Here is a 13,735-nt window from a genome sequence, read left to right on the forward strand (position 1 = left end):
AGCGCTCTTACCGGGCCGAAGCGAGTTGAGTGAAGGCGGTGCCGAGCCATTGCTGCACGCCACTCATGGTGGCGGCAGAGGTATCGAGGAACGGTTGCGGGTAGATGCCGATGTAAATCAGCAGTGCCGCCAGTCCGACCACCATGATCAGTTCGCGAGCGTCCATGCCGTGCAGGACCGCGTCCGACTTGGCCGGGCCGAAGTAGGCGCGGTGAATCATGATCAGCGAATAGACCGAACCGAACACCAGGCCGGACGTCGCGAGCACGGTGACCCATGGCGCGCTGGCGAAGGTGCCGATCAGGATCAGGAACTCGCCGACGAAGTTACCGGTCGCCGGCAAGCCCAGCGAGGCCGCGGCGAAGAACAGGCTGATGGCTGGCAGGTAGGCGATCTTCGACCACAGGCCGCCCATTTCCCGCATATCGCGGGTGTGGGTGCGTTCGTACAGCTGGCCGCAGAGGATAAAGAGTGCCGCCGCCGACAGACCGTGCGCGAGCATCTGGATCACCGCGCCTTGCAGGGCCAGCTGGCTGCCGGAGTAGATGCCGATCAGCACGAAGCCCATGTGCGAAACGCTGGAGAATGCCACCAGGCGCTTGATGTCGGTCTGGGCGAAGGCCAGGAAGGCACCGTAGAAGATCCCGATCAGACCCAGGGTCATGGCGATCGGCGCGAACTCGGCCGAGGCATTCGGGAACAGCGGTAGGGCGAAACGCAGCAGGCCGTAGGCCGCGGTCTTCAGCAAGATACCGGCCAGGTCCACGGAACCCGCGGTCGGTGCCTGGGCGTGGGCATCGGGCAGCCAGGAGTGGAACGGCACCACCGGCAGTTTCACCGCGAAGGCGATGAAGAAGCCGAGCATCAGCACGTACTCGGTGGTGGTCGACATCTTGGTCTTCAACAAGTCGGCGTAGTTGAAGGTGATCACGCCGGTGTCGTTGAAGTTGACCAGCACCAGACCGAGGATCGCCACCAGCATGATCAGGCCGGAAGCCTGAGTGAAGATGAAGAACTTGGTCGCGGCGTAGATCCGGGTTTTCTTGCCGTCCGAAGAACTGTGACCCCAGAGCGCGATGAGGAAGTACATCGGCACCAGCATCATTTCCCAGAAGAAGAAGAACATGAACAGGTCGAGGGCGAGGAACACGCCGACGACACCGCCCAGGATCCACATCAGGTTCAGGTGGAAGAAGCCCACGTGACGCTGGATCTCTTTCCAGGAGCAGAGGACGGACAGCACGCCCAGGAGACCGGTCAGCAGGATCATCAACAGCGACAGGCCATCGAGGGCCAGGTGCACGTTGATGCCGAAGCGCTCGATCCAGACGTGCTTGAACTCCAGGGTCCAGGTCGGATCGGCGCCAGGTGCCGGAGCGAATGAATAGTCGCCATGGGCCCACAGCCAGAGGCCGAGAGCGAGTTCCAGGGACATGGTCAGCAGCGCAATCCAGCGGGGGAGGGTGGCGCCGAAGCGCTCACCCATCCAGCACAGCAGGCCGCCGATGAAGGGGATCAGGATTAGCCAAGGCAGAATCATGACGGGCTCAATTCCTTTCGCAAGTTCGCAAGGTTCATATCAGACCGCTACCAGCACGACGGCGCCGATAACCAGCACGGCACCAGCAGCCATCGAGGCGGCGTACCAACGCAGTTGACCGGTTTCCGTACGGCTCAGGGAGTTGTGGCCCCCTTTGGCCAGGCGCGGGATCAGACCGATGGTCTGGTCGAGCGGGTCTTTGCGCAGTACATGGCTGATCGCCAGATATGGCTTGACGAACAGTTTGTCGTAGATCCAGTCGAAGCCCCAGGCAGCGAACCACCAGGCCGAGAGGAGGCGGCCGATGCCGCTGTTGGCGATGGCGGTAACGAAGCGACGCTTGCCGAGGAACAGCAGCGCGGCCAGCAGGATACCGGCGATGGCGATGGCGCCCGACGCCAGTTCCAGGCTGTGTTTGGCTTCGCCACCGGCATGGCCGACGCTTTGCGGCAGCACACCGTGCAGCGGTGGAGTGATCATGGCGCCGACGGCGGTCGACAGAATGATCAGCACCGACAGCGGCAGCCAGTGGCTGATGCCATGGCCGGCATGGGCTTCGGTCTTGGCTTCACCGTGGAAGGTGATGAAGATCAGGCGGAAGGTGTACAGCGAGGTCATGAAGGCCCCCACCAGACCGGCATACAGCAGGCCGTGGTTACCGCTGGCGAAGGCTTCCCAGAGGATCTCGTCCTTGGAGTAGAAACCGGCGGTGACCAGTGGCAGGGCCGCCAGGGCCGCGCCGCCGACGATGAAGCTGGCGTAGGCCAGCGGCAGTTTCTTCCACAGGCCGCCCATCTTGAAGATGTTCTGCTCGTGGTGGCAGGCAACGATCACCGCACCGGAGGCAAGGAACAGCAGGGCCTTGAAGAAGGCGTGGGTCATCAGGTGGAAGATCGCGCCATCCCAGGCGCCAACGCCCAGGGCCAGGAACATGTAGCCGATCTGGCTCATGGTCGAGTAGGCGAGGATTCGCTTGATGTCGGTCTGGACCAGCGCGGCGAAGCCGGCCAGGACCAGGGTCACGCCACCGACGACGCCCACCAGGTGCAGGATATCCGGCGCCAGGGCGAACAGGCCGTGGGTACGGGCGATGAGGTAGACACCGGCGGTCACCATGGTTGCGGCGTGGATCAGTGCCGAAACCGGGGTAGGACCGGCCATCGCGTCCGCCAGCCAGGTCTGCAGCGGCAGCTGGGCGGATTTACCGACCGCGCCACCCAGCAGCATCAGGGTCGCCAGGACGATCCAGAAGTCGCCGGCCTGGAACTTCGCAGGTGCCGCGACCAGCAGTTGCTGGATATTCAGGGTGCCCAGCTGCTGGAACAGGATGAACAGGCCGATGGCCATGAACACGTCGCCGATGCGGGTGACGATAAAGGCCTTGAGTGCAGCGTTACCGTTGTTGCGGTTGCTGTAGTAGAAACCGATCAGCAGGTACGAGCACAGGCCCACGCCTTCCCAGCCGAAGTACAGGAACAACAGGTCATCGCCGAGCACCAGGAACAGCATGCTGGCGATGAACAGGTTGGTGTAGGCGAAGAAGCGCGAGTAACCGTCTTCACCGCGCATGTACCAGGACGCGAACAGGTGGATCAGGAAGCCCACGCCCACCACCACGCCGAGCATGGTCACGGACAGGCCATCCAGATACAGGGCGAAGGTCGGCTTGAAGTCGCCTACGGTCATCCACTGCCACAGCACCTGGGTGTAGTGGCCGCCTTCCGGCGGGGCGACGTTGAATTGCCAGATCACATAAGCCGCGACAATCGCCGACAGGCCAACGGAGCCGACACCGATCAGGGCGGCGAGGTTTTCCGAGAGGCGTCCACGGGAGAACGACAGCAGCAGGAAACCGATCAGGGGGAACAGGAAAGTCAGATAGAGAAGGTTCATCCGCGCATCTCGCTGGCAGCGTCGATATCGAGAGTGTGGAAGCGGCGATACAGCTGCAACAGGATCGCCAGGCCAATACTGGCCTCGGCGGCTGCCAGGCTGATCACCAGGATGAACATGATCTGTCCATCCGGCTGCGCCCATCTGGCACCTGCGACGATGAAGGCCAGGGCGGAGGCGTTCATCATTACCTCCAGGCTCATCAGCACGAAGAGAATGTTGCGGCGCACCATCAGGCCGACCAGGCCAAGGCAGAACAGGATGCCGGCAACGGCCAGGCCATGCTCCAGAGGGATAGTTCCGATCGTAGGCATGTTCTTACTCCTTCGCCTCGTTGCGGCCCAGGTGGAACGCCGTGACGGCTGCGGCGAGCAGCAGCATCGAGGCGAGTTCGACCACCAGCAGATAAGGACCGAACAGGCTGATGCCCACGGCCTTGGCGTCCACGGTGGTGTGGCCGACACCGGTACCGCTCTGGTGGCTGAACAGCACGTACAGCAGTTCCACCAGCAGCAGGGCGGCGAGCACCACCGGCCCCAGCCAGATCCCCGGCTTGAGCCAGATGCGTTCCTGCTGAACCGAGGCAGGCCCCAGGTTCAGCATCATCACCACGAACACGAACAGCACCATGATGGCGCCAGCATAGGCGATCACTTCCAGCACACCGGCGAACGGCGCGCCGAGGCTGAAGAAGGTCATCGCCACGGCGATCAGCGAAATGATCAGGTAGAGCAGGGCGTGCACAGGGTTGGTGTTGGTCACCACGCGGAGCGTGGAGACAACGGCGACACCTGACGCGAAATAGAAAGCGAATTCCATCTTTCTTCCTTAAGGCAGCAAGCTCTTCACGTTGATCGGCTCGGCTTCGTTTTGCGCGGAGCCTTTTGGCTTACCGGCAATGGCCATACCTGCAACACGATAGAAGTTGTAATCAGGGTTCTTTCCGGGGCCGGAGATCAGCAGATCTTCTTTCTCGTAAACCAGGTCCTGACGTTTGAACTCGGCCATCTCGAAATCCGGGGTCAGCTGGATCGCGGTGGTCGGGCAGGCTTCCTCGCAGAGGCCGCAGAAGATGCAACGCGAGAAGTTGATGCGGAAGAAGTCCGGGTACCAGCGACCGTCTTCGGTTTCAGCTTTCTGCAGCGAGATGCAACCCACCGGGCATGCCACGGCGCACAGGTTGCAGGCTACGCAACGCTCTTCGCCATCGGGGTCGCGGGTCAGCACGATGCGGCCACGGTAGCGGGGCGGCAGGTAGACCGGCTCTTCCGGGTATTGCAGGGTGTCGCGCTTGCGAAAGCCATGGCCGAAGACCATCACCAGGCTGCGCAGTTGGGTACCAGTACCCTTAACGATGTCGCCAATATATTTGAACATGGGTCAAATCCTCACTGAACCGCGCCCGCTGGCGTGTTCAACAACACAAGCGCAGCAGTCACCAGCAAATTGATCAGGGTCAGCGGCAGGCAGAATTTCCAGCTGAAGTCCATCACCTGGTCATAACGCGGACGCGGGATGGAAGCGCGCAGCAGGATGAACAGCATGATGAAGAACGCGGTCTTCAGGGCGAACCAGACGAAGGACAGTTGCGGCAGGATGCCGAACGGACCGTGCCAGCCACCGAAGAACAGGGTGACCAGCAGTGCCGAGATCAGGATGATGCCGATGTACTCGCCAACGAAGAACATGCCCCATTTCATGCCGGCGTATTCAATGTGGTAACCGTCGGCCAGTTCCTGTTCCGCTTCCGGCTGGTCGAACGGGTGACGGTGAGTCACGGCCACGCCAGCGATGAAAAAGGTACAGAAGCCGAAGAACTGCGGAATGATGAACCACAGGTTCTGCGCCTGGTAGTCGACGATGTCACGCATGTTGAACGAGCCGACCTGGGCCACGATGCCCATCAGCGCCAGGCCCATGAACACTTCATAGGACACGGTCTGAGCCGAAGCGCGCAGGCTGCCGAGCAGGGCGAACTTGTTGTTGCTCGACCAGCCGGCGAACAGCACCGCGTAGACCGACAGGCCGGCCATGGCGAAGAAGAACAGCAGGCCGATGTTCAGGTCCGCCACGCCCCAGGTCGGGGTGATCGGGATGATCGCGAAAGCGATCAGCAAGGCGCTCATGGCCACGACCGGTGCCAGGGTGAAGATCACTTTGTCGGCAAACGGCGGGGTCCAGTCTTCCTTGAAGAACATCTTCAGCATGTCGGCGGCGATCTGGAACATGCCGAACGGGCCAACGCGGTTCGGACCGTAACGGTCCTGCCACCAGCCCAGCAGGCGACGTTCGACAAAACTGAGCAAGGCACCTGCGACCACCACGGCCAGCATGATGACCAGGGCTTTGACGACCGCCAGGATCACGTCGATCACTTCAGGGGTGAACCAGGTCATTGCGCTGCCTCCTGCAGACCGTCAACGGATTTGCCAAAGAACGCCGGTGGAATGCCTGCCAGGCCTGCTGGCAGGGCCACCAGGCCAGCGCCCAGCTCTTCGTTGATGCGCAGCGGCAGACGCAGGGTCTGGCCCGCCACGCTCACGGCGAGCAGCGCGCCATCGTTGACGCCCAGGCGGTCGGCTTCGGACTTGGCCAGGGAGACGTAGGCGGCCGGGATGCGTTCCTGGACCGGAGCGGCTTTCGAAGAGTTCTCCTCGCTGCCGAACAGGTGGTAGAACGGCACCGCCTGCCAGGTGCCCTGGGCAGGGGAGAAGGCGCGCGGCACGCTGGCGAACCAGCCGAGGCTGTCGCCCTGGCTTTCGATCAGGCGGGTGCCCGGATCGCCGGCACGCAGATGACCACCGACTTCGTCCTGGAACTTGTTCCAGGCTTGCGGCGAGTTCCAGCCCGGCGACCAGGCGAACGGCACCTGGGAGCGCGGTTCCACGGAGCCCGAGTAACCTTCCATGGAGAAGGAAAACGCGGTGTCCTGGTCTTGCGGGGTACGTGGCTCGTGCACGCTGATGTCGGCGCGCATGGCGGTACGGCCGCTGTAACGCAGCGGTTCGCGAGCCAGCTTCAGGCCCTTGATGCGGAACGACGCCGATGGCGCGGCATCGACGATGCGCGCCAGTTGCGGGTTGCTCTGGGCGCAGGCGGCGGTCACATGGTCCAGCTGGGTCCAGTCCACCGGCTTGTTCAGCAGGGTAGAGCGCAGGGCATGCAGCCAGCGCCAGCCTTCGTGGACCAGGATGCTGGCATCCATATAGGTTGGATCGAACACTTGGAAGAAGCGCTGGGCACGGCCTTCCTGGCTGACCAGGGTGCCATCGCCCTCGGCGAAGCTGGCCGCTGGCAGGACCAGGTGCGCGCGATCGCTGGTGGCGGTCTTCTGGTGGTCGGCGACGATCAGCACTTTCGCGGCGTTCAGCGCGGCATCGACCTTGGCGGCGTCGGTGCGGGTGTACAGATCGTTTTCCAGCACGACCAGGGCGTCGGCCTTACCGTCGATCACCGCTTGCAGGGCGGCGTCCACCGATTCGCCACCGAGCATGGCCAGGCCGAGGCTGTTGGCCTCAGGCACGATCAGGCTGATGGAGCCGTTCTTCTCGCGCAGCTTGAGGGCCTTGGCGATGTTTGCCGCGGCTTCGATCAGCGCCTTGGAACCCAGGGAGGTGCCGGCGATGATCAGTGGGCGCTTGGCGGCGAGGAGGGCGTCGGCGATGCGCTTGGCCAGCTCAAAGGCTTCGCTGTCCAGGCCTTCGACGGCCGGGGCGCTGGCGTCCAGGGCGTGGGCCACGGCGAAACCGATGCGCGCCAGGTCGTCGGGAGCGGCGTGTACACACTCTTCGGCGACGTCGTCGAGCTTGGTTTCAGCGATGCTTGCAATGAACAGCGGGTTCAGCGCGTGCTGGCCGATGTTTTTCACCGCGGCGTCGAGCCATGGCTGGACGCGCATGGCGTCGGCCATTTCTTCGGCCTTGCCCTTGACCGACTGGCGCAGGGCCAGGGCCATGCGGGCGGCGGTCTGGGTCAGGTCCTCGCCGAGGACGAACACCGCATCGTGGTCTTCGATGTCGCGCATGGTCGGCACGGGCAGCGGGCTGTTTCTCAGCACTTGCAGGACCAGGCGGATGCGCTCCAGTTCGGCGGCTTCGATACCGCTGTAGAAGTGCTCGGCGCCTACCAGTTCACGCAGGGCGTAGTTGCTTTCCAGGCTGGCGCGAGGCGAGCCGATACCGACGATATTGCGCCCGCGCAGCAGGTCGGCGGCCTTGTCCAGTGCCTGGTCCAGGTTCAGCTTGGTGCCGTCGTTCAGCAGCGGCTGGCGTGGACGGTCTTCGCGGTTGACGTAGCCATAGCCGAAACGGCCACGGTCGCACAGGAAGTACTGGTTCACCGAACCGTTGTAGCGGTTCTCGATGCGCCGCAGTTCGCCGTAGCGCTCGCCCGGGGAAATGTTGCAACCGCTGGAGCAGCCATGGCAGATGCTCGGCGAGAACTGCATGTCCCATTTGCGGTTGTAGCGCTCGGAGTGAGTCTTGTCGGTGAACACACCGGTCGGGCAGACCTCGGTGAGGTTGCCGGAGAACTCGCTTTCCAGGGTACCGTCTTCAACGCGACCGAAGTACACGTTGTCGTGGGCGCCGAACACACCGAGGTCGGTGCCGCCGGCATAGTCCTTGTAGAAACGCACGCAACGGTAGCAGGCGATGCAGCGGTTCATCTCGTGAGCGATGAACGGGCCGAGTTCCTGGTTCTGGTGGGTACGCTTGGTGAAGCGATAACGGCGCTCGTTGTGGCCGGTCATCACGGTCATGTCTTGCAGGTGGCAGTGACCGCCTTCCTCGCAGACCGGGCAGTCGTGCGGGTGGTTGGTCATCAGCCATTCGACGACACTGGCGCGGAAGGCCTTGGATTCTTCATCGTCGATGGAGATCCAGGTGTTGTCGGTGGCGGGCGTCATGCAGGACATGACGATGCGACCACGGGTGTCGTTCTCGTCGGTGTACTGCTTGACCGCGCACTGGCGACAGGCACCGACGCTACCGAGAGCGGGGTGCCAGCAGAAATAAGGGATGTCGAGGCCTAGTGACAGACATGCCTGTAACAGGTTGTCCGCCCCATCGACTTCGAGCGCTTTGCCGTCTACGTGGATAGTGGCCATGGTTCAAAGTTCTTCGTTGGCCCGGTGTCAGCGGGCGTGGCTAATGGAATCTTGGTGCTCGCCTGGCGCGTCACGGCGTCTTCAGGCGATACGAGGGCGGCACGGACCACCCTCGTTCGATACGTTTACGCGCCGACTACGATCGGCCGGGCCAGGGGCGGGACGGCGGCAGCACTGGTGGCTGCGATGCCGGCCTCGAACTCTGGACGGAAATACTTGATGGCACTGCCCAATGGCTCCACGGCGCCCGGTGCGTGAGCACAGAAGGTCTTGCCTGGGCCGAGGAAACCGACCAGACCCAGCAGGGTCTCGATATCGCCGGCTTGCCCTTCGCCTTTCTCGAGGGCGCGCAGCAGCTTGACGCTCCACGGCAGGCCATCGCGGCAAGGGGTGCAGAAGCCGCAGGATTCGCGGGCAAAGAACTCTTCCATGTTGCGCAGCAGCGAGACCATGTTGATGCTGTCGTCGACCGCCATGGCCAGGCCGGTACCCATGCGGGTGCCTACCTTGGCGATGCCGCCGGCGTACATCTGCGCATCCAGGTGTTCAGGCAACAGGAAACCGGTACCGGCGCCGCCGGGCTGCCAGCACTTGAGCTTGAAGCCATCGCGCATGCCGCCGGCGTAGTCTTCGAACAGCTCGCGCGCGGTCACGCCGAACGGCAGTTCCCACAGGCCAGGGTTCTTCACTTTGCCGGAGAAGCCCATCAGCTTGGTGCCGTGGTCTTCACTGCCTTCGCGAGCGAGGGATTTGTACCACTCCACGCCGTCGCCGATGATCGCCGGCACGTTGCACAGGGTCTCGACGTTGTTCACGCAGGTCGGCTTGCCCCACACGCCGACGGCGGCAGGGAAGGGCGGCTTGGAGCGCGGGTTGGCGCGGCGACCTTCGAGGGAATTGATCAGCGCGGTTTCTTCACCGCAGATGTAACGCCCGGCGCCGGTGTGGACGAACAGCTCGAAGTCGAAACCCGAGCCCAGGATGTTCTTGCCCAGCAGGCCCGCGGCCTTGGCTTCTTCCACGGCACGGTTGAGGTGCTTGGCGGCGGTGGTGTACTCGCCTCGCAGGAAGATGTAGCCGCGGTAGGTTTTCAGCGCGCGGGCGCTGATCAGCATGCCTTCGATCAGCAGATGGGGCAGTTGCTCCATCAGCATGCGGTCTTTCCAGGTGTTGGGCTCCATTTCATCCGCGTTGCACAGCAGGTAGCGGATGTTCATGGATTCGTCTTTGGGCATCAGGCCCCACTTCACGCCAGTGGGGAAGCCCGCGCCGCCGCGACCCTTGAGGCCGGCGTCCTTGACGGTCTGGACGATGTCGTCCTGGGACAGGTCGGCGAAGGCCTTGCGCGCCGCGGCGTAGCCGTTCTTGGCCTGGTACTCGTCGAGCCATACCGGCTCGCCGTCGTCGCGCAGGCGCCAGGTCAGCGGATGAGTTTCCGGGCTGCGCTGGATGCGGTTGGCAGGGCCGAAGGATGTCAGGGTCATACGTAGCCCTCCAACAGTTTGGCCACGCCAGCAGGCTGCACGTCGCCGAAAGTGTCGTCGTCGATCATCAGCGCCGGAGCCTTGTCGCAGTTGCCCAGGCAGCATACCGGCAGCAGGGTGAAGCGGCCGTCGGCGGTGGTCTGGCCGAGGCCGATGCCCAGCTCGCTCTGGATCTGGCTGACCACGGACTCGTGGCCGCCGATGTAGCAGACCATGCTGTCGCAGACACGGATGATGTGACGGCCGACCGGCTGGCGGAAGATCTGGCTGTAGAACGTCGCCACGCCTTCTACGTCGCTGGCCGGGATGCCGAGGATCTCGCCGATGGCGTAGAGCGCGCCATCAGGCACCCAGCCACGTTCCTTCTGGACGATCTTCAGGGCTTCGATAGACGCCGCGCGCGGGTCTTCGTAGTGATGCAGCTCGTGCTCGATGGCCGAGCGCTCGGTTTCGCTGAGGGCGAAACGGTCTGTCTGGATAAGCGGGCTGTTCATGCTTAGCGGTCCACGTCGGCCATAACGAAGTCGATACTACCCAGGTACGCGATCAAGTCCGCGACCATGCTGCCGCGGATCACCGAAGGGATCTGCTGCAGGTGGGCGAAGCTCGGGGTGCGGATCCGGGTGCGGTAGCTCATGGTGCCGCCATCGCTCGTCAGGTAATAACTGTTGATGCCCTTGGTCGCTTCGATCATCTGGAAGGACTCGTTGGCCGGCATGACCGGGCCCCACGAAACCTGCAGGAAGTGCGTGATCAGGGTCTCGATGTGCTGCAGCGTGCGCTCTTTCGGCGGCGGCGTGGTCAGCGGGTGGTCCGCCTTGTACGGGCCTTCCGGCATGTTGCGCAGGCACTGGTCGATGATCTTGATGCTCTGGCGCATCTCTTCGACGCGGACCATGCAACGGTCGTAGGCATCGCCGTTGGCCGCCAGCGGTACTTCGAACTCGAAGTTCTCGTAGCCGGAGTAGGGGCGCGCTTTACGCAGGTCGAAATCGCAACCGGTGGAACGCAGGCCGGCACCGGTGACGCCCCATTCCAGGGCTTCCTTGGTGTTGTAGGCGGCGACGCCGATGGTACGACCCTTGAGGATGCTGTTCTGCAGGGCGGCCTTGGTGTATTCGTCGAGGCGCTTGGGCAGCCAGTCGACGAAGTCTTTCACCAGTTTTTCCCAGCCGCGTGGCAGGTCGTGGGCGACGCCGCCGATGCGGTACCAGGCCGGGTGCAGGCGGAAACCGGTGATGGCTTCGATCACGGTGTAGGCGCGCTGACGGTCGGTGAAGGTGAAGAACACCGGGGTCATGGCACCGACGTCCTGGATGTAGGTGCCCAGGAACAGCAGGTGGCTGGTGATCCGGAAGAACTCGGCCATCATGATGCGGATGACGTCGACCTTCTCCGGCACCTTGATCCCGGCCAGTTTCTCGACCGAGAGCACGTACGGCAGGTTGTTCATCACGCCGCCGAGGTAGTCGATGCGGTCGGTGTACGGGATGAAGCTGTGCCAGGACTGACGCTCGGCCATCTTCTCGGCGCCACGGTGGTGGTAGCCGATGTCCGGTACGCAGTCGACGATCTCTTCGCCGTCCAGCTGAAGGATGATGCGGAAGGCGCCGTGGGCCGAAGGGTGGTTCGGGCCCAGGTTGAGGAACATGTAGTCCTCGTTGGCGCCGGAACGCTTCATGCCCCAGTCTTCCGGCTTGAAGCGCGCGGCTTCTTCTTCCAGTTGTTGCTTGGCCAGGGTCAGGCTGAACGGATCGAACTCGGTGGCGCGCGCCGGGAAGTCCTTGCGCAGCGGGTGACCTTCCCAGGTCGGCGGCATCATGATGCGCGACAGGTGAGGGTGGCCGGCGAAGTCGATGCCGAACATGTCCCAGACTTCACGCTCGTACCAGTTGGCGTTCGGCCAGATACCGGTCACGGTCGGCAAGCTGAGGTCGCTCTCGGACAAGGCGACCTTGATCATTACGTCACTATTACGTTCGATCGACAGCAGGTGGTAGAACACGCTGAAGTCGGCGCCTGGCAGCCCTTGACGCTTGGTGCGCAGACGCTCGTCCACGCCATGCAGGTCATAGAGCATGACGTACGGCTTGGGCAGGTTGCGCAGGAAGGTCAGGACTTCGACGAGTTTGGCACGAGTAACCCACAGCACCGGCATGCCGGTGCGGGTGGCCTGGGCGGTGAACGCCTCAGGGCCGAAACGGTTATTGAGTTCGACGACCACATCCTGGTCGTCTGCCTTATAAGGCGGGATGTACAGAGCACTGCCTGTAGTCATGGTTTTTTATCGCTTTCGGTCAACGTAAAGAATGAAGCCAGTTTTTCGTTCTTTGTAAGAAGCGTTCTGGAATCAGACTTCGTCGGGGCTGCGCAGGTTGGTTACCTGAATACGCTGTTCGCGGCGCTGTTCCTTTTGCGACGGCATTTCGGCGCGATATACGCCTTGGTCACCGACGACCCAGGAAAGTGGGCGACGCTCCTGGCCAATCGACTCCTGCAAGAGCATCAGGCCTTGCAGAAAAGCTTCAGGGCGGGGCGGGCAGCCAGGCACGTAGACGTCCACGGGCAGGAACTTGTCCACCCCTTGAACGACGGAATAGATGTCGTACATGCCACCGGAGTTGGCGCACGAACCCATGGAGATGACCCACTTCGGCTCGAGCATTTGCTCGTAGAGACGCTGAATGATCGGCGCCATCTTGATGAAGCAGGTTCCGGCAATAACCATGAAATCCGCCTGGCGCGGTGATGCCCGGATAACTTCGGCGCCGAAGCGCGCGATGTCGTGGGGCGCCGTGAAGGCGGTGGTCATTTCCACGTAGCAGCAGGACAGGCCGAAGTTGTACGGCCACAGGGAGTTCTTACGCCCCCAGTTGACCGCGCCGCTCAGCACGTCTTCCAGCTTGCCCATGAAGATGTTTTTGTGGACTTGATCTTCTAACGGATCGGAAACGGTTTCCCGTTCGCCGATCGGATACTGCTCGTTAGGAGCATCGGGGTCGATCCTGGTGAGATTGTATTGCATCGCCAAAGCCTCATTGTTTTAGCTTCGCCTGCCGCTTACGGCGACCTTCCGGAGCCCAATCAAGAGCCCCCACCCGCCAAAGGTAGACAAGACCTGCCAACAGAATTGCTATGAAAACGAGAGCTTCGACGAATCCGGTCCAGCCGCTTTCGCGGACGGACACAGACCAGGCAAAGAGAAAGAGGGCTTCGATATCGAAGATCACGAAGAGCATCGCGACCAGATAGAATTTGGCTGAGAGCCGCAAGCGGGCGCCACCGGTAGGTAGCATGCCGGACTCGAACGGTTCGTTTTTGCTGCGGCCCCAGGCTTTTGACCCGAGGAGGCTGGAGACGCCGAGCATGAAGGCGCAGAGGCCGCCTACACCCAGAAGGAAAATGGCAAAGCCCCAGTTGTGGGCCATGAGTCCTGTCGCTTCGGGCATGCTGGTAATCCTTAACAGAGAGCAAAGGTCTCTGAGCTTGATAAAGAAATAAAGCAGTGACGATATGTCGCAGTGCAATCAATCGCCGTGATTTTATGGCTAAACACCGGGCAAGTAAATTTTCATGGCGAAATTATTTAGCGGAATAAGGACATAGCTCCCCTTGCAAGCCCCGTAAGCCACGGCCTGTGGGCATTAGCGGGTGTTTTGTTAATTATGTTTTGTCCTCGCTGTAACGAACATTACTACCTATAAATGATAA

The 13,735-nt window shown here is 62.3% G+C and carries 12 protein-coding genes; all 12 read right to left on the minus strand.

Annotation, left to right across the window (positions count from 1 at the left end; genetic code table 11):
- Positions 1-7 precede the first annotated feature (7 nt).
- Positions 8-1,540 (minus strand): NADH-quinone oxidoreductase subunit M, encoded by a 1,533-nt coding sequence (nuoM, locus tag BM019_RS27850; protein WP_009044593.1) that lies wholly within the window; start codon positions 1,538-1,540, stop codon positions 8-10.
- Positions 1,541-1,579: 39 nt separating this feature from the next.
- Complete coding sequence (gene nuoL / locus BM019_RS27855) at positions 1,580-3,433, minus strand: NADH-quinone oxidoreductase subunit L (protein WP_009044592.1); 1,854 nt, start codon at positions 3,431-3,433, stop codon at positions 1,580-1,582.
- Entirely contained in the window at positions 3,430-3,738 is a 309-nt protein-coding gene (gene nuoK / locus BM019_RS27860) for an NADH-quinone oxidoreductase subunit NuoK (RefSeq protein WP_085985111.1), read from the minus strand. The genes nuoL and nuoK overlap by 4 nt, the downstream gene beginning before the upstream one ends.
- 13 nt (positions 3,739-3,751) lie before the next feature.
- Entirely contained in the window at positions 3,752-4,252 is a 501-nt protein-coding gene (gene nuoJ / locus BM019_RS27865; RefSeq protein WP_007929608.1) for an NADH-quinone oxidoreductase subunit J, read from the minus strand.
- A gap of 9 nt (positions 4,253-4,261) precedes the next feature.
- A complete protein-coding gene (gene nuoI, locus BM019_RS27870; protein ID WP_003223795.1) occupies positions 4,262-4,810 on the minus strand; it encodes an NADH-quinone oxidoreductase subunit NuoI in 549 nt (182 codons plus the stop codon).
- An 11-nt stretch (positions 4,811-4,821) separates the two neighbouring features.
- Entirely contained in the window at positions 4,822-5,829 is a 1,008-nt protein-coding gene (gene nuoH, locus BM019_RS27875) for an NADH-quinone oxidoreductase subunit NuoH (protein ID WP_007929607.1), read from the minus strand.
- Positions 5,826-8,540 carry an NADH-quinone oxidoreductase subunit NuoG gene (gene nuoG / locus BM019_RS27880; protein ID WP_062825328.1) on the minus strand — a complete coding sequence of 905 codons (2,715 nt, stop codon included), beginning with the start codon at positions 8,538-8,540 and terminating at the stop codon, positions 5,826-5,828. Before nuoG ends, nuoH begins: the two co-directional genes overlap by 4 nt.
- Before the next feature lie 125 nt (positions 8,541-8,665).
- Positions 8,666-10,024 (minus strand): NADH-quinone oxidoreductase subunit NuoF, encoded by a 1,359-nt coding sequence (nuoF, locus tag BM019_RS27885; protein ID WP_009044590.1) that lies wholly within the window; start codon positions 10,022-10,024, stop codon positions 8,666-8,668.
- Positions 10,021-10,518: an NADH-quinone oxidoreductase subunit NuoE gene (nuoE, locus tag BM019_RS27890; protein WP_009044589.1), complete on the minus strand. Its 498-nt coding sequence runs from the start codon at positions 10,516-10,518 to the stop codon at positions 10,021-10,023. The genes nuoF and nuoE overlap by 4 nt, the downstream gene beginning before the upstream one ends.
- Before the next feature lie 2 nt (positions 10,519-10,520).
- Positions 10,521-12,302, minus strand: a complete 1,782-nt coding sequence (nuoC, locus tag BM019_RS27895; protein WP_007929185.1) for an NADH-quinone oxidoreductase subunit C/D — start codon at positions 12,300-12,302, stop codon at positions 10,521-10,523.
- A 72-nt stretch (positions 12,303-12,374) separates the two neighbouring features.
- Positions 12,375-13,049: a NuoB/complex I 20 kDa subunit family protein gene (locus tag BM019_RS27900; protein WP_007929186.1), complete on the minus strand. Its 675-nt coding sequence runs from the start codon at positions 13,047-13,049 to the stop codon at positions 12,375-12,377.
- A gap of 10 nt (positions 13,050-13,059) precedes the next feature.
- Positions 13,060-13,473, minus strand: a complete 414-nt coding sequence (locus tag BM019_RS27905) for an NADH-quinone oxidoreductase subunit A (RefSeq protein ID WP_007929187.1) — start codon at positions 13,471-13,473, stop codon at positions 13,060-13,062.
- Positions 13,474-13,735: the final 262 nt, after the last annotated feature.

It is taken from the genome of Pseudomonas sp. NFPP07 (genome assembly GCF_900115645.1).
In the GTDB taxonomy this organism is placed as follows: domain Bacteria; phylum Pseudomonadota; class Gammaproteobacteria; order Pseudomonadales; family Pseudomonadaceae; genus Aquipseudomonas; species Aquipseudomonas chlororaphis.

Coding starts and splice junctions, on each gene's coding strand:
- nuoM (WP_009044593.1), bottom strand. CDS start 1,540: ATGATTCTGCCTTGGCTAATCCTGATCCCCTTCATCGGCGGCCTGCTG.
- nuoL (WP_009044592.1), bottom strand. CDS start 3,433: ATGAACCTTCTCTATCTGACTTTCCTGTTCCCCCTGATCGGTTTCCTG.
- nuoJ (WP_007929608.1), bottom strand. CDS start 4,252: ATGGAATTCGCTTTCTATTTCGCGTCAGGTGTCGCCGTTGTCTCCACG.
- nuoI (WP_003223795.1), bottom strand. CDS start 4,810: ATGTTCAAATATATTGGCGACATCGTTAAGGGTACTGGTACCCAACTG.
- nuoH (WP_007929607.1), bottom strand. CDS start 5,829: ATGACCTGGTTCACCCCTGAAGTGATCGACGTGATCCTGGCGGTCGTC.
- nuoG (WP_062825328.1), bottom strand. CDS start 8,540: ATGGCCACTATCCACGTAGACGGCAAAGCGCTCGAAGTCGATGGGGCG.
- nuoF (WP_009044590.1), bottom strand. CDS start 10,024: ATGACCCTGACATCCTTCGGCCCTGCCAACCGCATCCAGCGCAGCCCG.
- nuoE (WP_009044589.1), bottom strand. CDS start 10,518: ATGAACAGCCCGCTTATCCAGACAGACCGTTTCGCCCTCAGCGAAACC.
- nuoC (WP_007929185.1), bottom strand. CDS start 12,302: ATGACTACAGGCAGTGCTCTGTACATCCCGCCTTATAAGGCAGACGAC.
- BM019_RS27900 (WP_007929186.1), bottom strand. CDS start 13,049: ATGCAATACAATCTCACCAGGATCGACCCCGATGCTCCTAACGAGCAG.
- BM019_RS27905 (WP_007929187.1), bottom strand. CDS start 13,473: ATGCCCGAAGCGACAGGACTCATGGCCCACAACTGGGGCTTTGCCATT.